Annotated in this window: 21 protein-coding genes; 7 read left to right on the forward strand and 14 right to left on the reverse strand. The window is 56.1% G+C overall.

Annotated features, from left to right (window positions below; genetic code table 11):
* Nucleotides 1–37 precede the first annotated feature (37 nt).
* A complete protein-coding gene (cedA, locus tag GRPL_RS0125870) occupies nt 38–277 on the reverse strand; it encodes a cell division activator CedA (RefSeq protein ID WP_004860939.1) in 240 nt (79 codons plus the stop codon).
* A gap of 205 nt (nt 278–482) precedes the next feature.
* On the opposite strand from cedA, the gene katE reads away from it, so the two are divergent.
* On the forward strand, nt 483–2,738 hold the full coding sequence (katE, locus tag GRPL_RS06470; RefSeq protein ID WP_032700201.1) for a catalase HPII: 2,256 nt from the start codon (nt 483–485) through the stop codon (nt 2,736–2,738).
* 88 nt (nt 2,739–2,826) lie between these two features.
* On the opposite strand, the gene chbG is transcribed toward katE, so the two are convergent.
* The 7 genes from chbG to osmE form a co-directional block, all read right to left on the reverse strand.
* Nucleotides 2,827–3,585, reverse strand: a complete 759-nt coding sequence (gene chbG, locus GRPL_RS06465) for a chitin disaccharide deacetylase (protein ID WP_032688153.1) — start codon at nt 3,583–3,585, stop codon at nt 2,827–2,829.
* A gap of 11 nt (nt 3,586–3,596) precedes the next feature.
* Entirely contained in the window at nt 3,597–4,943 is a 1,347-nt protein-coding gene (locus GRPL_RS06460) for a 6-phospho-beta-glucosidase (RefSeq protein ID WP_032695855.1), read from the reverse strand.
* A 102-nt stretch (nt 4,944–5,045) separates the two neighbouring features.
* Entirely contained in the window at nt 5,046–5,870 is an 825-nt protein-coding gene (gene chbR / locus GRPL_RS06455; protein WP_004860924.1) for a transcriptional regulator ChbR, read from the reverse strand.
* A 27-nt stretch (nt 5,871–5,897) separates the two neighbouring features.
* Complete coding sequence (gene chbA, locus GRPL_RS06450; protein WP_004860922.1) at nt 5,898–6,245, reverse strand: PTS N,N'-diacetylchitobiose transporter subunit IIA; 348 nt, start codon at nt 6,243–6,245, stop codon at nt 5,898–5,900.
* 52 nt (nt 6,246–6,297) lie between these two features.
* Complete coding sequence (gene chbC, locus GRPL_RS06445; protein WP_032688158.1) at nt 6,298–7,656, reverse strand: PTS N,N'-diacetylchitobiose transporter subunit IIC; 1,359 nt, start codon at nt 7,654–7,656, stop codon at nt 6,298–6,300.
* 168 nt (nt 7,657–7,824) lie between these two features.
* The gene (chbB, locus tag GRPL_RS06440; protein ID WP_032688160.1) at nt 7,825–8,145 is read right to left on the reverse strand and encodes a PTS N,N'-diacetylchitobiose transporter subunit IIB; all 321 of its coding nucleotides are present in this window, start codon (nt 8,143–8,145) and stop codon (nt 7,825–7,827) included.
* A gap of 281 nt (nt 8,146–8,426) precedes the next feature.
* Entirely contained in the window at nt 8,427–8,765 is a 339-nt protein-coding gene (gene osmE, locus GRPL_RS06435) for an osmotically-inducible lipoprotein OsmE (RefSeq protein WP_032688164.1), read from the reverse strand.
* Between the two features lie 229 nt (nt 8,766–8,994).
* Between osmE and nadE the strand changes: the two genes are divergently transcribed.
* The gene (nadE, locus tag GRPL_RS06430) at nt 8,995–9,822 is read left to right on the forward strand and encodes an NAD(+) synthase (RefSeq protein WP_004860911.1); all 828 of its coding nucleotides are present in this window, start codon (nt 8,995–8,997) and stop codon (nt 9,820–9,822) included.
* Between the two features lie 113 nt (nt 9,823–9,935).
* Nucleotides 9,936–10,802 carry an excinuclease Cho gene (gene cho, locus GRPL_RS06425; protein WP_032688166.1) on the forward strand — a complete coding sequence of 289 codons (867 nt, stop codon included), beginning with the start codon at nt 9,936–9,938 and terminating at the stop codon, nt 10,800–10,802.
* A gap of 81 nt (nt 10,803–10,883) precedes the next feature.
* Here cho and spy read toward each other — a convergent pair whose 3' ends face one another.
* The 6 genes from spy to astC form a co-directional block, all read right to left on the reverse strand.
* Nucleotides 10,884–11,366 carry an ATP-independent periplasmic protein-refolding chaperone Spy gene (gene spy, locus GRPL_RS06420; RefSeq protein ID WP_032688167.1) on the reverse strand — a complete coding sequence of 161 codons (483 nt, stop codon included), beginning with the start codon at nt 11,364–11,366 and terminating at the stop codon, nt 10,884–10,886.
* 361 nt (nt 11,367–11,727) lie between these two features.
* Complete coding sequence (gene astE, locus GRPL_RS06415; protein WP_032700202.1) at nt 11,728–12,696, reverse strand: succinylglutamate desuccinylase; 969 nt, start codon at nt 12,694–12,696, stop codon at nt 11,728–11,730.
* 27 nt (nt 12,697–12,723) lie between these two features.
* Nucleotides 12,724–14,058: an N-succinylarginine dihydrolase gene (astB, locus tag GRPL_RS06410; RefSeq protein WP_032700204.1), complete on the reverse strand. Its 1,335-nt coding sequence runs from the start codon at nt 14,056–14,058 to the stop codon at nt 12,724–12,726.
* The gene (gene astD, locus GRPL_RS06405; protein ID WP_032695852.1) at nt 14,055–15,533 is read right to left on the reverse strand and encodes a succinylglutamate-semialdehyde dehydrogenase; all 1,479 of its coding nucleotides are present in this window, start codon (nt 15,531–15,533) and stop codon (nt 14,055–14,057) included. Before astD ends, astB begins: the two co-directional genes overlap by 4 nt.
* Nucleotides 15,530–16,564 (reverse strand): arginine N-succinyltransferase, encoded by a 1,035-nt coding sequence (gene astA / locus GRPL_RS06400; RefSeq protein WP_032700205.1) that lies wholly within the window; start codon nt 16,562–16,564, stop codon nt 15,530–15,532. The genes astD and astA overlap by 4 nt, the downstream gene beginning before the upstream one ends.
* The gene (gene astC, locus GRPL_RS06395; RefSeq protein ID WP_004860887.1) at nt 16,561–17,781 is read right to left on the reverse strand and encodes a succinylornithine/acetylornithine transaminase; all 1,221 of its coding nucleotides are present in this window, start codon (nt 17,779–17,781) and stop codon (nt 16,561–16,563) included. The genes astA and astC overlap by 4 nt, the downstream gene beginning before the upstream one ends.
* Before the next feature lie 446 nt (nt 17,782–18,227).
* On the opposite strand from astC, the gene xthA reads away from it, so the two are divergent.
* The 4 genes from xthA (at nt 18,228) to GRPL_RS06375 (ending at nt 21,183) form a co-directional block, all read left to right on the forward strand.
* The gene (xthA, locus tag GRPL_RS06390) at nt 18,228–19,034 is read left to right on the forward strand and encodes an exodeoxyribonuclease III (protein WP_032688177.1); all 807 of its coding nucleotides are present in this window, start codon (nt 18,228–18,230) and stop codon (nt 19,032–19,034) included.
* 250 nt (nt 19,035–19,284) lie between these two features.
* The gene (locus GRPL_RS06385) at nt 19,285–19,923 is read left to right on the forward strand and encodes a TVP38/TMEM64 family protein (RefSeq protein ID WP_032700213.1); all 639 of its coding nucleotides are present in this window, start codon (nt 19,285–19,287) and stop codon (nt 19,921–19,923) included.
* Nucleotides 19,910–20,617, forward strand: a complete 708-nt coding sequence (locus tag GRPL_RS06380) for a TVP38/TMEM64 family protein (protein ID WP_032688178.1) — start codon at nt 19,910–19,912, stop codon at nt 20,615–20,617. Before GRPL_RS06385 ends, GRPL_RS06380 begins: the two co-directional genes overlap by 14 nt.
* Nucleotides 20,617–21,183 carry a carboxymuconolactone decarboxylase family protein gene (locus GRPL_RS06375; protein ID WP_032700207.1) on the forward strand — a complete coding sequence of 189 codons (567 nt, stop codon included), beginning with the start codon at nt 20,617–20,619 and terminating at the stop codon, nt 21,181–21,183. Before GRPL_RS06380 ends, GRPL_RS06375 begins: the two co-directional genes overlap by 1 nt.
* The last annotated feature ends 1 nt before the right edge of the window (nt 21,184 follow it).

The following is a 21,184-nucleotide window of genomic DNA, read 5'->3' on the forward strand; positions in this document are numbered from 1 at the left end:
CTATCTTGTCGGTTTTTTTTATTTCTCGTCTACCCTTTCATGAGGTAATTTCGCCTTCCTGGCGCATCTGCATGGCCCAGCGCTGCGCCGCTTCCGGGACGCTAAACGCTGGCGAACGGCGGAAATGTTCACCCATCAGCACAAAGGCGACATACTTGCCGCGCAACAGCCACACATCGCGAAAACCGTCCATTTTGACGGCGTGTTCCGGAGGGGCGGGTTCCACCCGAGGCACGTAGCTAATGACAGGGCGGTTTTGTTGGCGAAGTGTTTTCATAACCAATAGATTCACTAAACAAAGCGGGAAACAGAAACGGCTATCATAGCCGATTGCCCTGCCTTTCGTCGCCCCTTACGTGTGTTCTGCCGCCGGGCGATAGTTTTCACGCCTCCAGCCGGCTCATCTGGTGAGATGTTCTATAGTTAGAAGGGTTTTGGTAGCGCAACGACCATTTTTCAGTAATGAAAACAGGAGACGAGCAATGTCTGATAAGAACCATAAACCACAAAACCACAAAGCGCCTCACGACGCCAGCGAAGCACAGCCCGGTCTGGATGCTCTGGCTCCGGATGATCAATCATGGCGCCCGACGCCGCATCCCACGGCGCCTGGGGAAGAACCCAGCGCACCGGGAAGCCTCAAAGCGCCCGATATCCACAGCAGCAAACTTGACGCGCTGGCGCAGCAGCGCAAAGACAGCGACAACGTCCCCCTGACCACCAATCAGGGGGTACGTATTGCCGACGATCAGAATTCGCTCCGCGCGGGGAACCGGGGACCCACGCTGCTGGAAGACTTTATTCTGCGTGAAAAAATTACTCACTTTGACCATGAGCGGATCCCGGAGCGCATCGTCCATGCGCGCGGATCGGCGGCGCACGGCTATTTTCAGCCCTACCGCAACCTGAGCGACGTCACGAAAGCCGATTTTCTCTGCGATCCCGCGAGGAAAACGCCGGTATTCGTACGCTTTTCTACCGTCCAGGGCGGCGCCGGCTCGGCCGATACGGTGCGTGATATTCGCGGCTTCGCCACCAAATTTTATACCGATGAAGGCATTTTTGACCTCGTCGGGAACAACACGCCGATCTTCTTCATCCAGGATGCGCTAAAATTCCCCGATTTCGTTCATGCCGTGAAGCCTGAACCGCACTGGGCTATCCCGCAGGGACAAAGCGCCCATGACACCTTCTGGGATTACGTCTCGCTGCAGCCGGAAACGTTACATAACGTGATGTGGGCGATGTCCGACCGCGGCATACCGCGCAGCTATCGCACTATGGAAGGATTTGGTATTCACACCTTCCGCCTGATCAATGCCGACGGTAAGGCCACCTTTGTCCGTTTTCACTGGAAACCGCTGGCCGGTAAAGCCTCTTTGCTCTGGGATGAGTCGCAAAAGCTGACCGGTCGGGATCCGGATTTCCATCGCCGCGATCTGTGGGAAGCGATAGAAGCCGGCGATTATCCGGAGTATGAGCTGGGTCTGCAGCTGATCCCGGAAGAGAATGAACAGGCGTTTGACTTCGATCTGCTCGATCCCACCAAGCTGATCCCCGAGGCGCTGGTTCCGGTACAGAGGGTCGGGAAAATGGTGCTTAACCGCAATCCGGATAACTTCTTCGCCGAAAACGAACAGGCGGCGTTCCACCCAGGCCATATCGTACCGGGGATAGATTTCAGCAACGACCCGTTACTGCAGGGCCGCCTTTTCTCGTATACCGATACGCAGATTAGCCGTCTGGGCGGGCCTAACTTCCATGAAATCCCGATTAACAAACCCACCTGCCCGTATCACAACTTCCAGCGTGACGGCATGCACCGGATGGATATTGATACCAACCCCGCCAACTACGAGCCAAACTCGATCAATGATAACTGGCCGCGCGAAACGCCACCGGCCCCTAAGCGCGGCGGTTTTGAGTCGTACGCCGAGCGCGTCGACGGTGAGAAAATTCGCCAGCGTAGCCCCTCGTTCGCCGAGTATTACGCCCACCCGCTGCTGTTCTGGCGCAGCCAGACGCCGGTTGAGCAGCAGCATATTATTGATGCCTTTAGCTTTGAGTTAAGCAAAGTGGTCCGGGTATGGATCCGCGAACGGGTGGTTGACCAGCTGGCGCACATCGATATCCCGCTGGCGCAGGCCGTTGGCAAAAATTTAGGCATCACGCTCAGCGACGAGCAGTGCAAGATCACGCCGCCGCCGGACGTTAACGGGGTGAAAAAGGATCCCAGCCTGAGCCTGTATGCTATCCCCGGCGGGGAGATCAAGGGCCGCGTCGTCGCCGTGTTGCTCAACGATCGCCCGGTAGCGCAGGATGTGCTGACCCTGCTGCAATCCCTGAAGGCGAAAGGGGTTCATGCGCGACTGCTTTATTCACGGATGGGGGAAGTGATTGCCGATGACGGCACGCGGCTGCCCATCGCCGGGACTTTTAGCAGTTCGCCGTCGCTGACGGTCGATGCGGTCATCGTCCCGGGCGGCGACTTGTCCCTTCTCAGCAACAGCGGGGAGCTGCATTACTACCTGCTGGAGGCCTATAAGCATTTAAAACCGATCGTGCTGGCGGGCGACGGACGCCAGTTTAAGGCCCTGCTGCAGGTCGCCAGTCAGGGGGAGGAAGGCGTTGTCGAGACGGACGCCATTGACGCTCCGGCGATGGATACGCTGTTCGCGCTGATGGCGGCGCATCGGGTATGGTCGCGCGCCGGTAAAACGGCGACTATTCCGGCCTGACAGAAAAGGACCGCGCGGGATCCCGCTCGCCGGATGTCCGGTGAACGGGCGCAATCAGGGGAAGCCGTGCGCTTCCCCTCCACCCGCGTTAAACGTCGCGGTAGGTCCCTAAACGGTACCCGCGTTCGGCAACCGCATACTTGAGTGAGGCCGAGGTCAGCACCTCCAGCTCTGCCAGCCGCGGGTAGCAATAGGCGCTGCCCATGATGGTGTTATCAACAAACGCCGGGTGGCACATTACTTCCAGAGACGATTCGCCCCGCTGGATAGAGGCATCCAGGGTTTGTAAAAACAGCGCCTCCGAGATGGCCTCGCCGTAGAACTCACTGGCAAAACCGTCGCTGCTGCGCGCGGCATCCTGCGCCAGTTTGTCACGCTGAGCGAGCTGACGGTCAATACGCAGTGCCACCCCCTTCTCGCGCGCAAATGCGGCAACAATGGGATAAATCCGGGCGATCATATGCACATGGTGATGGCTGTCGATATGCGTCGGCTCGCAGCCAAACAGCTCGATAAACCGACGATACTGACACTCCAGCTCATGCGCGATTTCATCCAGCGGCAGGCTATCCTCTTCCGCCATTTGCCAAATCCACTTCCCCAGGCGCCCCTCGCGGGTCAGCCCCGGCATCGCCGACAAGGGTTCCCCCAGAGTCAGGACAAAATGCATCCCGACCCCCAGCTCCGGCACGCAGCGGCTCAGCTGGGCCGCGTGGCTAATCGCCGCCCCGTTAACCAGCGCCGTTGTTGAGGTGACCAGGCCATTTTTACAGGCTTCAATAATGCCGTAGTTCTGACCTTTGCTCAGACCGAAATCGTCGGCATTAACGATTAACACGCGTTCCATCAGCTCTCCCGTTACGCTTTCAGTTTCTCGATTGTCGCGGCAAAGTTGGGCAGCCACTTTTCGTGCGCGAGGATCATTTCGCGTGCCAGCTGCTCAGCATCGCGGTCAGAGTGAATCAGCGGGCTCAAATTGAGCGCCAGCAACACATCGTCCAGCTCACCGCTCATCGCCGCCTGGCTGGCCGCCACTTCGAAGCCTTTGATGGTATAAATCAGCCCCAGCACTTTCTCATCGAAATGGGTGATGCGCGGTGTCGGCGTTGCCCCTTCGCGCCCCAACGTACAGGTCATTTCCACCGCCCAGTCCGCGGGGATGTTATCAATATGGCCATGATGCGGAATGTTAACGTAGTGCTCGGCCTGCTTGTCATTGTAGATGGCGTTAATCACCTCGCAGGCCGCATCGGAATAATAGGCGCCGCCGCGCAGCTCCAGCTCTTTTGGTTTCACATTCAGATCCGGGTTTTTATACAGCTCAAACAGCTGTTTTTCTACCTTCTGCACCACCTGGGCGCGCGCGCCGCCTTTGTAATACTCACCCATTTCGATGGCCAGCATCTCTTTAGGTTTAAAGTAGTAGAGCAGATAGGAGCACGGAATCAGGCGCAGCGAGCGGATCAGCCCTTCGCTGAACGGTAAATCGAAGATATTTTTCACCGAGTTGGCGCTCAGGGTACCGGAGGCAACGCCATCGAGCAGTTCGTCGAAGCGCGATTTGCCATTCACCAGCACATCGCGAACGAACACCAGGTGATTGAGACCAAACAGGTCGATATGCAGTTCATCTTCCGGGGTCAGCTGCAGCACATCGGTGATAAACATTTTCATGCCGATCGGAATATTACACACGCCGATAAAGCGCTTAAAGTTGGTGTGGCGATACACCGCCTCGGTAACCATCCCCGCCGGGTTGGTAAAGTTGATGATCCAGGCATCCGGGCAGATCTCCTGTACATCCTTCACGATATCAAAAATCACCGGAATGGTACGCAGACCTTTAAACAGACCGCCGGCGCCGTTAGTCTCCTGACCGAGATAGCCGTGACTGAGCGGAATACGTTCATCTTTTTCACGCGCCTTCAGCTGGCCAACCCGCAGCTGCGTGGTGACGAAATGAGCCCCTTCCAGCGCGGCGCGGCGATCCAGCGTTTTGTAGACTTTCATCGGCACGCCCGCTTTTTCCACCATACGCTGGCACAGCGCATGGATAATATCGAGTTTCTCCTGCCCTTCTTCTACATCAACCAGCCACAATTCTGTTACCGGCAGTTCGTGATAACGTTTGATAAACCCTTCCAGTAATTCCGGGGTATAGCTGCTGCCGCCGCCGATAGTGACAATTTTTAATTTCTGGCTCATTATATTCTCCCTTGGGGCACTACGAATTGTACGTAGCCCACCCTCCGCCTGGAGACGGAAAGTTAAATTGAATATGTCCTGGCGCGGAACACTCCGCTCCGGTTAATTAATGCTGGTCAGTTGTTTTCGGTAATTGCTTGGCGTAAACGAAGTCAGCTTCTTGAATGTTTTAATAAACAGACTTGGGCTACTGTACCCCGATTCGTAAGCAATATCGGTTACCGAGTAGTTGGTGATTTCCAGCTGTTTCTTGGCGAAATTGATGCGAATATCATTAATAATCTGCATCGGCGTTTTACCATAATAGCGTTGGGTTGCCCGGGTTAAATATTCCTGCGTTTTCCCGGAGAGCGCGACCATATTCTCCAGCGCGCCTTCGCCAAACTTCAGCTTATCGTGCATATCTTCGACGGTATTTTTCAGCCATTGCGGAATGACATCCTGCACCGGCTCCTCGCGATAATGCCGTAAACGGTTAATGGTATAAAACGAGACCAGCTCAATAAATTCGTCAAACTCAGTTTCGCGAAAGTTCAGCGAAGCGATAACCGACTCGATGTAGCTGAGAAAGGTACTTTTTACCGCGTAGACCTGCGAAGCAACCAGACCAAACGGCAGCAGCGGCAGATAGTGTTTCTCAAAGAAACTTTTGCTGATGCCGACGTTAAGGATGCGAGTCGCGCCAAAAGCATAAAAACTCTGGTGGTGCGACCCCATCGGGATAAAGACAAAGTCCCCGCGCTCCAGCAACACCCGTTTGCCATTGATTTCCTGATAATAGCGCCCGGTTAAAACGATGGTGTACTCGTAATAATCATGCTGGTGAAGCCCGCTTACGCTCTCCGTTTTGTTGTAGATAACCACATGAAAATTTTTCCCGTTGAAAAGCTGTTGTTCCCGTGCGGTACTGATTTCGGTGGTTATCATCTTTGGCTGCCTCATCGTGTTGATGGCCTATTGTACCTTCTCATGCAGCTCAATCAATTCGGCAACCAGCTCACGCGCCAGCATTGAGGTCATCAGATGATCCTGCGCATGAACCAGTACCAGACTGACCTTCATTTTGCCTTCGCCTTCATCGCTTTCAATGAGCTGTGTTTGCACGCGATGCGCTTCGCTGAGCGCCATTCGCGACTGCTCCATCATGTTTTTAGCGGCGGCGAAATCTCCCTGCTTGGCCTGCTTAAGGGCAGCATATGCCAGGCTACGGGCCTGTCCGGAGTTGATAATCAGCCCCATCACCACCTCTTCGAGGTCATTCTCAGGTGCGTCAACCGCTTCGATATTGTCCAGATCAAACATAGTATTTCCTCATTTCTCAGGCGGTACGGGAAAGCTCCCGTACCGCTCGACATCAGAATTTCAGCGCGTTAGCGATATCTTCTTCGCTTTCCTGCTCTTCAATAACCGCCTGTGCCTTATTGGAGACCGCAACGAACGGCAGGTAAACCAGCACCGACACACACAGGTTGAACAGCGCCACGCAAAGTGCGGCGATACTCCCGTTACTGTTAAAGAACGCCCCGAGGCCGGTAGGCATGGTCCACGGCGCCAGATTGGTCACCGGCGGGATAATCCCCATCGAGTAAGCAGCCAGCGTAATCGCCGCCAGAATCGGCTGAATCAGGACGAACGGGATAAACATCACCGGGTTCATGATAATCGGCAAACCAAACAGAATCGGCTCGTTAATCTGGAAGATGCCTGACGGCAGCGCCAGTTTCGCCACCTGGCGGTGATCTGCGCGGCGTGAGCCGATGAAGATGGCGATAATCAGACCCAGCGTGGCCCCGGACCCCCCCAGCAGGATATAGGAGTCGAGCATCGGCTTGGCCCAGAAGTGGAACTCTTTGCCCGCAGCGATAGCGGCTTCAACGGAACCGTACTGGTTGTACAGCGCGATGTTTTCCAGCGCCCACGGGGTCATGATGCCGTTGTCCAGTGCGGTCAGCGCCAGAGACCCGTGTACGCCGAAGAACCACAGCAGGGAGTTAAAGATAACGTAGGCCCAGCCCACCACGCTGCCCATCGACGCCAGCGGTCTGGAGATGGAGTCCATGATGATCTGGTGGAAGTTGCTGCCATGGTTGGCCAACAGCCAGGAGATAATGCCGAATACGGAGAGGATCAGGAAGCCCGGGATCAGCGCTGAGAATGAGCGTGATACCGAGGACGGTACGCTGTCCGGCAGGGTAATAACCCAGTTGCGACGGATAACAAAGGTGAACATTTCCGCCACCAGCAGGCCAATAATCATGCCCGAGATAATGTTTGCCCCACCCAGCCAGTTTGCGCCGACCGCATAGGCCTCGCCCACGCTGTAAGGTGTAACGGTCATAAAGGCAGCGACCGATAACAGCCCCGCAGCCAGCGGATCGACTTTACGCTCTTCAGCCAGCGCCATGCCAATAAAGAACGGCGCCATCAGCGACATTATCCCTAACGTCCCGTTATAAACGTTGCCGCCGATAGCCTTAAAGCCATTTAACGTTTCAATGGTCGAGCCATCCAGGCGAATACCCATTGAATAGAAGAAAGACCCCTCACCAAAGCTCAGAAAAACGTTGTTGATTAATACGAACATGGCCCCCGCGAGGGTCAGCGGCATTAATTTAATAAAGCCGTTTTTAATCGCATTAATGTGCGGTTGCTTTCCTATTTTAACTGCAAAAGGAAGGAGTACCTTTTCAAGCGAGTCAATCACTTTACTCATAGCAAATACCCTTAAAAGCCGTAATCGAATCATTACGGCATAGATGTATGAAATTACTCTTTGACGGGAAAATAAACTCTCACCTTTCGCTATGCCGAAAATCAGATAATGCTTTAGCGCACTGTTGACTCAGCGAAAACAAAAAAGATATTGAGTTTTAAAATTAAATTATTGTGCAGCAGCTTTCTTAATGGCCGCAACGGCCGCTTTTAGTACACCTAACCCATCGACTTTGCCATAAAGCACAGAGTCGATAACTTCCACCGGCTTATTCGACAACAGCCGCTGAATTTCCGGAAGCATATACGCAATTTGTGGACCTAATAATACGACATCGGCTTCAGGGCCTTTTTCTCCAGCAAGTGTCTCAGGATAGGCCTCAATGATGACCGGCACTTCATATTTTTCCGCCTGTGCACGCATTTTAGAGACCAGCAGTGAAGTAGACATTCCAGCCGAGCAAAACAAATAGATGTGTTTCTTTTCCATGAGCGCTTCCTCAATTTGTGAGACCTGGCGGCTTCAGTAGCACCTTCTGTCTGAAAGCCGGCGAAGACAGGTAATCATTCAATTAGTATTGTTTATGCATTGAGTATACGGCATCGTGCGGGGCCTGGATAATTCCTGGTTAATCAAAATTGTCTCTCATTGACCTCGTGTTTTGACTACCTTCACATTTCCCCCAAATAATTCGCGCAATTAAATAAGCATTAGCCATCATAAAAAAACCCGACCAATGGTCGGGCTTTCGTAGATCTCAGCATGTTGCATTACTTGCTGTTGCGCGGGTCGGTATCGTACTCCGCACAGGTCTGGTAGCCGGAGTTCATAACGCGACCGGTATCGTCGAGGGCAACAAAGTAGGTCTCCAGTTTACCATCTCGTTGACCCAGGATATAGGTCTGACAGGTTCCGCGTGCGTGGATCATGGTGACCTCAGAAGAGGGTTTACCGGCAATCTGTAAAACCTGTGACCGGGTCATCCCTTTTTTGACATCTTTGACGACCGGTTGAGTGAACTGATCGGCGGTACGATCGTAAGCCGTACAACCTGCCAGCATGGTCAAAACTGCTGCTGCGCCCAGAAATCCTGATAAATTCTTGTTCATATTGCGTCCTCTTTTATTCTGCGTGTTAATAAGCCTGGAATAAATACCGTTATTTTTCAAGCCGAAGGTACAAAAGGGGCAAATTTAAGCTCTTTCTAATAAAAAAATCCTATGTCATTGATTGCTTTCTTTTGCACCACTCAATTCTGTGATCCTTGTCGTTTTCCCGGCAAAGAGGTAGCTTTAACCCCTACTGGCAGCCAAACAGATTCACTTTCCGGAGGGCGCGATGACGCTACAACAAGAAATTATTCAGGCGCTGGGCGCAAAGCCCCAGATCGATGCTGAGGGTGAAATTCGCCGCAGCGTGGACTTTTTGAAGTCGTACTTGCAGACCTACCCTTTTATTAAGTCACTGGTTCTGGGAATCAGCGGCGGCCAGGATTCAACCCTGACAGGCAAACTTTGTCAGCAGGCGATCAATGAACTGCGTGCCGAAACCGGCGATGAAAAGCTGCAGTTTATTGCCGTACGCCTGCCTTACGGCGTCCAGGCGGATGAGCAGGATTGCCAGGATGCGATCGCCTTCATCCAGCCGGATCGGGTGCTGACGGTGAATATTAAAGGTGCCGTACTGGCCAGCGAGCAGGCATTGCGGGAAGCCGGTATTGAGCTCAGCGACTTTGTTCGCGGCAATGAGAAAGCCCGTGAACGCATGAAAGCGCAGTACAGTATTGCCGGGATGACCCACGGCGTGGTGGTAGGCACTGACCATGCGGCTGAGGCGATTACCGGCTTCTTTACCAAGTACGGTGACGGCGGTACGGATATCAACCCTATCTTCCGTCTCAATAAGCGCCAGGGTAAGCAGCTGCTGGCGCTGCTGGGCTGCCCGGAGCATCTGTATAAGAAACTGCCGACCGCCGACCTGGAAGACGACCGCCCGTCTCTGCCGGATGAAGCTGCGCTGGGCGTGACCTACGACAATATTGATGACTATCTGGAAGGCAAAACGCTGGATGCGAGCATCGCCAGAATTATTGAAGGCTGGTATCTGAAAACCGAGCATAAGCGCCGGACGCCGATCACCGTTTTCGATGACTTCTGGAAAAAATAACGCATTCGCCGCATTTCTCTGACCCCGGCCCTCGCCGGGGTTATTTTTTGCACTTTTCGCTACCTGAACGCCCTGCTATACTGGATAAATAACCAGCATCAGGAGCCCGTGTAGTGAGAAGGCAATCTGCCCCGCGTCTGGAATTCGACGCCGCGGCTATCTATGAATATCCCGAACATCTGCGTCCGTGGGTGGAGGCACTGCCTAATCTGCCGGGCGTTTATCTGTTTCACGGCGAGAGCGATACGCTCCCGCTGTATATCGGTAAGAGCGTGAATCTCCGCAGCCGGGTGCTGTCGCATCTGCGTGCCCCTGAAGAGGCGGCCATGCTGCGTCAGGCGCGGAGCATCAGCTGGCAGCGTACCGCGGGAGAGCTGGGGGCGCTGCTGCTGGAGGCGCAGCTAATTAAAGAGCGCCAGCCGCTGTTTAATAAGCGCCTGCGGCGTAATAAGCAGCTCTGCTCGTTGCTGTTGGAAGACGCACGCCCGCAGGTGGTGTACGCCCGTGAGGTGGATTTCTCCCGCCAGAATCATCTGTATGGCCTGTTCGCGAACCGGCGGGCGGCGCTGCAGGCGCTGAAAACCCTCGCTGACGAGCATCATCTTTGCTACGGGCTGCTGGGACTGGAGACGCTCACTGCGGGGCGCGCCTGTTTCCGGCACGCGCTGGGGCGCTGCGCCGGCGCCTGCTGCGGCCGGGAAAGTCTTACCGCGCATCATGAAAGACTCCGCGCCCGGATGGCGCAGCTGCAGCTGGTGTGCTGGCCGTGGCCTGGGGCCGTCGCGCTGGAAGAGAAAGGCCCGGACCTCACCCACTATCACGTCATTCATAACTGGCTGTGGCTGGGATCGGTCGAGACGCTGGAGCAGGCGGAGACCTTAACGCGCCAGCCGGCCGGTTTTGATCATGATGGCTATAAAATTCTCTGCAAACCGCTGCTAAGCGGCCGTTTTACACTGCATCCGCTCTCCCCTCGCTAGCACAAAAAAAACCGCCGGTCCTGCCCAATGCCTGACGGCGTATGTTGGGCAAGACCGGCGGTCTTCATTCAAAGCGCTGAGTTATTCAGCTGGTGCAGGCATTTTACCTTCTGGCGCTTTGCGATCTGTCAGATGCTTCTCAAAATTCGCATTGAACTGTTTTTTCTGTTCCGGCGTCAGAATGTTGTAAATCTTGTTCTGGGTTTCCATACGGGAAAGCGCCATCGCTTTATGCTGCGCTTCCATTTTATCGATCTGCGCTTCCGCTTTCGCTTTATCGAAGGTATCGCTGGCGATCAGCTCATGCATCGCGCGGCGTTCGTCGAGGGACGGACGTTTCATGTTTTCGCGCTGGCCCTTCATGATGTCACGGATCTGCTGTTTTTGCGCATCGGTCAGGTTCAGCCCTTTGAACATCATTTCGTGCTGGCCGCCATGCATTCCTTTATGGTGCATCATCGGTTTGCTTTCGGTCTGAGTCGCAGTGGTATCAGCAGCGTGAGCCAGGTTAGCCGCACCCAGAGCCAGTGTAGAGGCAACAAACAGAGCAGTAATCTTCTTCATATCCAGTCCTTACTTTAAGTTATTCTTACGGCGTGTTGCCGTGTTGACGAGATAAACTTTACGACGTTTATCGTCAATTAGTCAGAGCAAGAGTAAAACAATGAAAGTGTAAAAAACATTTTCTCACCAATTGTGGAGAAAATAAGGAAATTAAGGAGAGAATTGCAACAGAAAATATATAACGCATTGTTTTTGATTGGTTTTGATGGATTATAAAGCAGCGAAGATTAAAAACAAATCATTTATCCAGGAATAATCTGCAATCAGGTACCAGCGCACGAAAAAATAAGATTACGCGCACAAGATGACTATGCAAAATTAAACAGCCGCCCGAATGAGCGGCAGAATATTCGGCTAGCGGCTACGGTAAACGCTCCAGCATCAACCCGGCCCGCAGCCCGCGCGCCACAGACGGGTTAGGAAACAGAACAAACTCCTGTGCCTTTTCTACCACATAGCGGGTATCGCCATCTTCAGCAAGCAAGGTTCCGCCAGGAAAGGCGGTAAAATTGAGCGTCTGATCCGACATATAGAGGCGAAAATCATCGCTATGACGGGTAATTTGCTGCACCACCCGATAGCGCAGCGGCACCGGATCGGCGTCAACTACCGTCAGGTCGCCCACCAGCAAACGCATTAGCGCCCGTTGAGTGACGTTAAATTGCGCCAGATCGTTAGCGCCAAACGGTAACGCCTTACCGAGCTCCAGGGTACAGGAGAGCGCAGCAAAGCGTTCGCCGCTGAAATGGGTGAATGTCCCCGCGGGCTGCTGATGGAAGACCAGCGCCTCCAGCCCGGCCCCCCCCAGCCAACTTAAAAACCCCTCATCCCACGGGGCTTCCCGCGCCGGAAGTACGCCAAAGCGCGTATGCAGCGATCCGCGTATCGCGGTATGTAGATCGAGGTGCCAGCGGCTGCCCGTTCCGCTACCATAAAACCGCGTCAGTACCTGCTCCAGCTGACGCGCTCTGGCCGTTTCGTCGCTGACGGGAAAATGCTGCCAGCGCCCGCCAAACATCCGGTTCATATCGCTGTCCCGGTAGCGCTTATTTTCCCGCAACGCGAGCGGGTTGCCAAAGATCACCAGCAGCCGCCAGTGCAGCGGCAGCTCACCGCTAAACAGCTGCTGTAGCAGCAGATGGGTCATCTCCACCGGTGCGGTTTCATTGCCGTGGATACCCGCGGACAGAACCAGCGAACGCTCGCAGCGCGCATGCGGAGTCAGTTGCAATACCCCGCAGTCCAGCCAGTGCCAGCGAAAATGCGCCGTTTCGCCATGAAAATGGTGGGGCAAACGCCCCGCCAGAGTTAATGCCAGAAAGTCGTCCACGACGCCTCCTTGATAACGAAAACAGAGTCACAGCGACTGCTGGAACGGATAAACGGAACCCAGCTGCAGGATTTGGGTCAGCCGATCGAGAGCCTCGCGACCTTCGCTCAGCAGCTGTGGATCCGCCAGATCCGCCTGGGTGAGACGATCGCGATAGTAACGATCGACCCAGTCATTGAGGGTCACAAACAGCGCCTCGTTCATCAACACCGCCGGATTCACCGCCCGCAGCTCCTCCTCCGTCAATACCACTCGCAGGCGCAGACAGGCCGGTCCCCCGCCGTTCGCCATACTTTCGCGTAAATCGTAAACCTGCAGTTCATCAATCGGGTTGTCTGCCGCCAGAAGCGTGTTCAGGTAGCGCCAGACGCCAGGATGCTCCTGCGCCTCCCGGGGGAGGATCAGCCGCATCGTTCCATCGGGCTTACTCAGCAACTGACTGTTAAACAGATAGGTCGCCACCGCCTCTTCGACCGTTACCGCGTGGGTCGGTACGATAACGGGCGTAAATCCGGCAACCTGCCCGGCAAGCTGACGCATCAGCTGCGGCTGATCGACGAACGCCTGTTCATGGCAAAACAGCACCTGGCGATTACTCACCGCAATCACATCGTTGTGAAACACCCCTTTATCAATCACCGCCGGATTCTGTCGGGCAAAAATAACCTGCCGCGGGTTAACCTGATTCAGGCGCGCAACCGCCTGACTGGCTTCCAGCGTCTGCCGTGCCGGGTAGCGCCGCGGGCTTTCCCCCTCGTCCCCCTGCTGGCGGCCGTAGACAAAAAGCTGCAGGCCCGGCGCGCCATATTCGCCGCCGAGGCGATTATGGTTCGCTGCCCCTTCATCGCCAAACAGCGCCACCTGCGGCAAGGGAGGATGGATGGCAAAACGCTGTTCATCGGGGAAGATCGCGCGCAGCAGCGCTTCGGTCGTTGGCGCTTCGCTGGCGCGGTGGAATTTATCGTTCAGATTGGCCACGGTCAGGTGAACCCGGCCATCCAGCGAATCGGCCGAGGGGGAAACCGTCGCCGCGTTAGCCACCCACATTGACGAAGCCGAGCTCACCGCCGACAGCAGGTCCGGCGCCTGACGGGCCGCTTTCTCGATCACCTGCGGATCGCTGCCGCTGAATCCAAGCCGGCGCAGCAGGGGAACATTCGGCCGTTCCTGTGGCGCAATGACGGCCTGAGGATAGCCCGCATCCGCCAGCGCCTTCATCTTTTTCAGCCCCTGCTTCGCCGCCAGCTGTGGATTCGATACCCGATAGCGATGCCGTGTCGACGCCTCATTGCCAAAGGAGAGCCCGGCGTAGTGATGGGTCAGACCGGGAAGCCCGTCAAAGTTGACCTCAAAGGCTTTCATCGTCCGCCACCTCGCAGGAAGTCGAGACCGGGACTGAGGGTCTCCGGCAGCGTCAGTTCCGGCGTTTCGAGACTTGCCATCGGCCACGCGCAATAATCGGCCGCGTACCACGCTCCCGGACGGTGGTTACCGGAGGCCCCCACGCCGCCAAACGGTGCGGTGCTGGCGGCGCCGGTCAGCGGTTTGTTCCAGTTAACAATTCCGGCCCGCGCCTCCAGCAGCAGACGGTCGAATTTCTCGCGCTCGGCAGAAATCAGCCCGCAGGAAAGCCCAAACCGGGTGGCATTCGCGAGGGTAATCGCCTCATCAAAATCGTCATAGCGCCAGACGCTGAGCAGAGGACCAAAAACTTCCTCATCGGCCACTTCCGCCACCGTCGTCAGCTCGATGATTCCCGGCGTCAGCAACGAGGTTCCGGCCCGCAGCAGCCGCGGCTCCAGCAGCGTTTTTCCGCCTTTAGCAACGTGCCCGAGCCAGGCCTGATGAACCTTTTGCGCCGCCTGTGGCGAGATAAGCCCGCCGAGGAACGGCTGCGGCGACGCATCCCAGGCGTCGGGTACCAGTGTTTGTGACACTGTCACCAGACGTTCGAGAAACGCATCGCCCTTATCGCCGCGCTTCACTAACAGGCGACGAGCACAGGTACAGCGCTGTCCGGCGGTAATAAAGGCCGATTGAATGGTCAGATGTACCGCCGCATCAATATCCTGCGGGTCGTCGACAATCAGCGGATTGTTGCCGCCCATTTCGAGCGCGAGAATCTTTTGCGGCTGGCCGGCGAGCTGGCGGTGCAGTTGAAAGCCTGTCGCCGAGCTGCCGGTAAACAGCAGCCCGTCAATATCCGGTTGGGCGCTTAGCGCTTCGCCGGTTTCCCGTCCGCCCTGCAGCAAGTTCAGTACCCCCGGCGGCAGTCCCGCCTCGGCCCACAGCCTCACCACCGCCTCACCGCTGTGCGGTGTCAGTTCGCTGGGCTTAAACACCAGCGTATTCCCCGCCAACAGCGCCGGCACAATATGCCCATTGGGCAGATGGCCGGGAAAATTGTATGGGCCAAACACCGCCAGCACGCCATGCGGACGATGGCGCAGCGTCGCCGAGCCGTCGCCCATAGCAGTCTGCGACTCACCGGTACGGCTATGGTAGGCCTTCAGGGAAATGGCGATTTTGTTGATCATCGCGCTGATTTCCGTTACTGCTTCCCACTGCGGCTTACCGGTTTCCGCGGCAATGACGGCGGTTAACGCTGTTTTGTTCGCTTCCAGCAGCGCGGCAAACTTTTCCACTATCGCCTGACGGACGCTGAATGGCTGTCTGGCCCACGTCGGGAAAGCCCGTCTCGCGGCACTGACCGCCAGCGCCACCTGCCCGGCGTCGGCATCATTACCCTGCCAGAGCAGCGCCTGGCTGACCGGGTTGGTTTTTGTCCGCGCCGGTCCGTGTCCGCTCTGCCAGTCACCGTTGATCCATAAACTCATGATTTTTTCTCCTCGGGAATCAGACGCACCAGTCTCACCCGGTCGCCGACATGGCATTTCAGGGCATCCAGTTCGCGCGCGCTTAACAGCAGGCGATCGGTATCCGGATCGGCGTGCACCAGCAGCGCGCGAAACTGCAGATACTGCTCGTTGGCAACCAGGCATACCGGCCATTCCCCCGGCGCGGGCTGCCCTTCAGCTACGGTCACCAGCCGGCTTTTACGAATCGCCCGCACCCGGTCAATGTCGCACTCCAGCGTCGGCCCACCGTCGAAAATGTCGATATAGTTGCGATAGCGAAACCCTTCTTTCTCCAGCACCGCACGTGCCGGCGCCGTTTGCGGGTGCACCTCGCCGATCACCGCGCGCGCCTCATCGGATAAAAAGTCGATATACAGCGGATGCTTCGGCATCAGGGCGGCAATAAAGGCTTTTTGCCCGGTCCCGCACAGGTAATCGGCACGGGAGAACTCCATAGCGAAAAAGCGTTTGCCGAGGCTTTCCCAGAACGGCGAATAGCCATGTTCATCAATCACGCCGCGCATCTCCGCCACGACTTTTTCATTAAAGTGCTCGCGAAACGCGGCCATAAACATGAAGCGCGATTTCGACAACAGATAGCCGTTGCCCTCTTTACGCCAGGCCGAGTCGAGAAACAGCGTGCACAGCTCGCTGCTGCCGGTGTGATCGTTGCTGAGAAACAGTGTCGGCAGCGCGTTGTAGACATTCAGCTCTTTTGAGGCATGAACCTGCGTCCCCACGCGGTAGTTGTACCAGGGATCGTTCAACCCCACCGCAACTTCGATAGCGCAAATCCCCACCACCGCGCCGCTGCTGGTCTCTTCAAGCACGAAAACATAGCCCTGTTCGCTTTTTGGCAGCTCCCCTCGCCAGGTTTGCTGCGAACGCTCAATCCGCGCCGCCAGCGTCTTTTCATCGGCAGGCAGCGATGTCAGGCCGCCGCCGGTTTCACCGGCCAGGGTCATCAGACCGGCCAGATCTTCGGCGACTACAGGACGAATCACCATCATGATGACGCTCCCGCGAGGAAGTGTTGGCAGGCCAGCTCAAAGCGATCCAGCCCGGTTTTGACCTCTTCCTCACTCACAATGAGCGCCGGAGCGAAACGCACCACGTTCGCGCCGGCAATCAGAATCATCAGCCCCTCTTCCGCCGCCTGGGTACTGATGGCTTTCGCCTTTCCGGCCCAGGCATCATTGAGGACGCAGCCGATCAGCAATCCCAGCCCCCGGATCTCCTTAAACAGGCCGTAGCGCGCGTTAATGGCGTTCAGTCGCTCGGTAAACCACTGGTGGCGCTGCTTCACGCCGTTCAGTACCGCCGGCGTATTGACGATCGACAGCACTTCGCCGGCCACCGCGCTGGCCAGCGGGTTACCGCCGTAGGTGGTACCGTGCGTCCCGACGGTCATGACGCTGGCGCAGGCTTCCGTTGCCAGCAGCGCGCCAATCGGGAAACCGCCGCCCAGCGCTTTCGCCGTCGACAGGACATCCGGCGTGACGCCATAGTGCATGTAGGCATACAGCTCGCCGGTGCGACCCACTCCGGTCTGGACTTCATCAAAAATCAACAGCGCATGGTGGGCATCGCACAGCTCACGCAGGCCGCGCAGGAAAGCCGGATCGGCGGGCACCACGCCCCCTTCGCCCTGCATCGGCTCGACAATCACCGCGCAGGTATTGTCATCGATAAGCGCCCGGGCGGATTCGAGATCGTTATAGACAGCATGCTGGATCTGCGGCGGCAGCGGGGCAAAATCCTGAGAATAGGCCGGCTGGCCGCCCGCAGAGACGGTAAATAAGGTGCGACCGTGGAAGGCATTTTTGAATGCGACGATGCCACTTTTATGGCTGCCGAAACGGTCGTGAGCATATTTGCGCGCCAGCTTCAGCGCCGCTTCGTTAGCCTCTGCGCCTGAGTTACAGAAGAAAACGCGATCGGCGAAAGTCGCATCGATCAGCTGTTTCGCCAGCCGCAGGACCGGCTCATTGGTATATCCATTGCCGGTGTGCCAGAACTTTCCTGCTTGTTCCGTCAACGCGCGAATGAGCTGGGGGTGAGCGTGTCCCAGGGCATTCACCGCAATGCCGCCGGCAAAATCGATATACTCTTTTCCCTGCTGATCCCACAGGCGTGAACCTTCACCGCGTACCGGAATAAAAGCCGCTGGCGCGTAGACCGGCATCATCCATTCATCAAAATTGTTACGCGTAATTGACTGAGACATATCGACCTCTTCAGGTAAATAAAAAGTATGAATAATGTTAAAAATTATGGGTTATTACGCTGTAAATGTAGATTGCACGCTTCGTGCCAGCCAGAGGGGAAAATGCATAAATCAGAATCAAATAAGGAATATCAATAGGTTACGATTTCATTTTATGCACAATAAATGCATAAATAGTGAATAAATATCCTATCTGTCGGCCATAACAGTGAATAAATCAGATAGTTTATGCATCTGTAAGATATAATTCTGTATTTGTGATCCTCTACGAAATTTATTGTAGATATCCGCCCTTTTTTAGCGCAGCCTGCGCCGGAATGGTGCACGCTGGTTACGCCAGCGCCGCCAATCAGAACAACAGGCACAATAAAATGCCTTCGGGCAGCCAGCCCGGCGAATTTCTGCTACCATCCCTGCACTATTCACCTTGCACAGTGGCAGCGACTATGAAATTTCTCTCTTTTAATATCAACGGCCTGCGTGCCCGCCCCCACCAGCTGGCCGCCATCGTCGACAAACATCAGCCTGACGTCATTGGCTTACAGGAAACCAAAGTACACGACGACATGTTTCCGCTCGAAGAGGTGGCAAAGCTCGGGTACAACGTGTTCTACCACGGTCAAAAAGGGCACTACGGCGTGGCGCTGCTGACTAAAGAGACGCCTGTCGCCGTACGCCGCGGCTTCCCCAACGATGGCGAAGAGGCCCAGCGCCGCATCATCATGGCGGAAATTCCGTCCGCCTTCGGCAATGTGACGGTGATCAACGGCTACTTCCCGCAGGGCGAAAGCCGCGACCACGAAACCAAGTTCCCGGCAAAAGCGGCGTTCTACCAGAACCTGCAAAACTATCTTGATAGTGAGCTGAACAAAGATAATCCGGTGTTGATCATGGGTGATATGAACATCAGCCCAACCGACCTCGACATCGGCATTGGCGAAGAGAACCGTAAGCGCTGGCTGCGCACCGGTAAGTGCTCATTCCTGCCGGAAGAGCGGGAGTGGATGGCGCGGTTGCTGGACTGGGGTCTGGTTGACACCTGGCGTCAGGCCAACCCGGACAACCAGGATCGCTTTTCATGGTTTGACTACCGCTCCAAAGGCTTTGACGATAACCGCGGGCTGCGTATCGACCTGCTGCTGGCAAGCTCTCCGCTGGCGCAGCGCTGCGTAGAAACCGGTATTGATTACGACATTCGCGGCATGGAAAAACCGTCCGACCATGCGCCGGTCTGGGCCACCTTTAAACCGTAACGCGTTTTCTCCGTCGACTCTCCCGGCCTGACGGCCGCGGAGAGTCCGCTTATCCTGAGCAAAATCAATAAATCTGCGGTAAGACATTGTTGTTGTTCGCCATTTATTATACTGTCGCGCACGCCCTGGCGACCGGGGCGGAGGTTCACGGAACGCGGTTAAAACAGGAGACCCCCCATGCAAAAGAAGCCGTCATAAAGCGGAATCTCAGCTGCTGCTGATTCTCGCCCTGCTCTGCGCCGCGGTGGCGATTATCTCCTTCTCCGGCTTTGTCGATCTGGTCACCCACTTCCGCCATCTCCAGTCGCTGATTCAACACAGCGGCCCGCTCGGCTGGACGCTCTATGTTGCCTTATTTATCGTCGCAACCCTGTGCCTGATCCCGGGCAGTATCCTGGTGATGGTCGGCGGCGTAGTCTTTGGCCCGGTATGGGGCACCCTGTTATCGCTGTGTGCGGCCACGCTGGCCTCGGCACTCTCTTTTTTGCTGGCCCGCTGGCTGGGTCGGGATCTGCTGCTGACATATGCCGGACATACCGCGACCTTTCAGGCTATTGAACGCGGTATTGCCCGCAGCGGTACTGATTTCCTGATATTTACCCGCCTGGTGCCGCTGTTTCCGTACAACATTCAAAACTATGCCTATGGCCTGACGGCCATTCCGTTCGGCTCATTTATGCTGATATCGGTCCTGGCGACCCTGCCGGGGCTGTTTATCTATACCCTGATGGCAAGCGAACTGGCCAGAGAGGGCATTACGTTGGGGTTTATACTGAAACTGAGCCTGGCCGGCCTCGCCTTATTTAGCCTCATTCAGGGGGCCAAAACCTTTGCCCGGCGGCGGCAGATCGATCCCGACACGCTGCAGGTTAGCCATGAAGAAAAATAACGCCCGTCTCATCTGGTATGGTCGCGCGGCGCTGGTCATCATCGCCGTCGCCGCGCTCGTCGCCTGGTGGCGTATCCCCGCCGTGAATGCGTTTATTCAGCACAGCCTGGCGGCTTTTTCCGCATTAGATCAGCACGCCATTGAGCGCTTTATTCACGCCTACGGACCGCAGGCGGCACTGGTTTCCTTTGCCTTAATGATCCTGCAGGCTGTCGTGGCGCCGCTCCCCGCCTTTCTGATCACCTTCGCCAACGCGTCATTGTTCGGCGCCTTCTGGGGCGCTGCGCTTTCCTGGACCAGCGCCATGGCCGGCGCCGCGCTGTGTTTTTTTATCGCCAGAGTGCTGGGCCGTGAAGCGGTTGAAAAGCTGACCGGAAAAACGGTGCTGCGCAGTATGGACGCCTTTTTCGACCGTTACGGCCAACAGACGGTGTTGATCTGTCGACTGCTGCCGTTTGTCCCCTTTGATCCCATCAGCTATGCGGCGGGTCTGACGTCGATTCGCTTTCGCCAGTTTATGTTTGCTACCGGCATCGGCCAGTTGCCCGCCACGCTAGTGTACTCGTGGGTGGGCAGTCAGTTAACCGGCGGGACATTCTGGTTTATTAGCGCATTATCGGTTCTGTTTGCGCTGATGCTGATTATCTTTATAGCTAAAGCCTGCTATCTCGAACGTCATAAGAGGAAATCCTGATGAGGTTGCCGCCGCTGCGCACCATCCCCTTGATCCTGCGCCCGCAGGCCTGGCTGCATCGTCGTCACTATGGCGAGGTGCTTAGCCCTATTCGCTGGTGGGGGCGTATTCCGCTGGTCTTTTATCTGGTGTCGATGTTTGTCGGCTATCTTGAACGCAAGCGTTCGCCCCTTGATCCGGTGCTGCGTGCACTGGTCAGCGCCCGCGTCGCTCAGATGTGTCTATGCGAATTTTGCGTGGACATCACCAGCATGAAACTGGCTGAACGCACCGGCAGCGACGATAAACTCCTCGCCGTTGCCAGCTGGCGCCAGAGCCCGTTGTTCAGCGAACACGAACGTCTGGCGCTGGAGTATGCCGAAGCCGCCAGCCTTACGCCGCCAACGGTCAACGATGCGCTGCGCGGCAAACTGATGGCGCGCTTTGATGCCCAGGCCCTGACCGAACTCACGGCGCTGATCGGCTTACAAAATTTGTCGGCACGGTTTAATTCCGCGATGGCGATCCCGGCGCAGGGCCTGTGCCAGATCCGCCAGCCAACCTCTTCAGAAGACGCCAAATCATAAG

This window comes from Klebsiella planticola ATCC 33531 (assembly GCF_000735435.1).
Classification (GTDB): Bacteria; Pseudomonadota; Gammaproteobacteria; order Enterobacterales; family Enterobacteriaceae; genus Klebsiella; species Klebsiella planticola.

Coding starts and splice junctions, on each gene's coding strand:
- cedA (WP_004860939.1), bottom strand. CDS start 277: ATGAAAACACTTCGCCAACAAAACCGCCCTGTCATTAGCTACGTGCCT.
- osmE (WP_032688164.1), bottom strand. CDS start 8,765: ATGAACAAGAATTTATCAGGATTTCTGGGCGCAGCAGCAGTTTTGACC.
- astD (WP_032695852.1), bottom strand. CDS start 15,533: ATGAGTTTATGGATCAACGGTGACTGGCAGAGCGGACACGGACCGGCG.
- astA (WP_032700205.1), bottom strand. CDS start 16,564: ATGATGGTGATTCGTCCTGTAGTCGCCGAAGATCTGGCCGGTCTGATG.
- chbB (WP_032688160.1), bottom strand. CDS start 8,145: ATGGAAAAGAAACACATCTATTTGTTTTGCTCGGCTGGAATGTCTACT.
- chbC (WP_032688158.1), bottom strand. CDS start 7,656: ATGAGTAAAGTGATTGACTCGCTTGAAAAGGTACTCCTTCCTTTTGCA.
- chbG (WP_032688153.1), bottom strand. CDS start 3,585: ATGGAACGCGTGTTAATCGTTAATGCCGACGATTTCGGTCTGAGCAAA.
- astB (WP_032700204.1), bottom strand. CDS start 14,058: ATGAAAGCCTTTGAGGTCAACTTTGACGGGCTTCCCGGTCTGACCCAT.
- GRPL_RS06380 (WP_032688178.1), top strand. CDS start 19,910: ATGAAGAAAAATAACGCCCGTCTCATCTGGTATGGTCGCGCGGCGCTG.
- spy (WP_032688167.1), bottom strand. CDS start 11,366: ATGAAGAAGATTACTGCTCTGTTTGTTGCCTCTACACTGGCTCTGGGT.
- katE (WP_032700201.1), top strand. CDS start 483: ATGTCTGATAAGAACCATAAACCACAAAACCACAAAGCGCCTCACGAC.
- GRPL_RS06375 (WP_032700207.1), top strand. CDS start 20,617: ATGAGGTTGCCGCCGCTGCGCACCATCCCCTTGATCCTGCGCCCGCAG.
- xthA (WP_032688177.1), top strand. CDS start 18,228: ATGAAATTTCTCTCTTTTAATATCAACGGCCTGCGTGCCCGCCCCCAC.
- chbA (WP_004860922.1), bottom strand. CDS start 6,245: ATGTTTGATCTGGACAATATCGAAGCGGTTGACGCACCTGAGAATGAC.
- chbR (WP_004860924.1), bottom strand. CDS start 5,870: ATGATAACCACCGAAATCAGTACCGCACGGGAACAACAGCTTTTCAAC.
- astC (WP_004860887.1), bottom strand. CDS start 17,781: ATGTCTCAGTCAATTACGCGTAACAATTTTGATGAATGGATGATGCCG.
- GRPL_RS06460 (WP_032695855.1), bottom strand. CDS start 4,943: ATGAGCCAGAAATTAAAAATTGTCACTATCGGCGGCGGCAGCAGCTAT.
- nadE (WP_004860911.1), top strand. CDS start 8,995: ATGACGCTACAACAAGAAATTATTCAGGCGCTGGGCGCAAAGCCCCAG.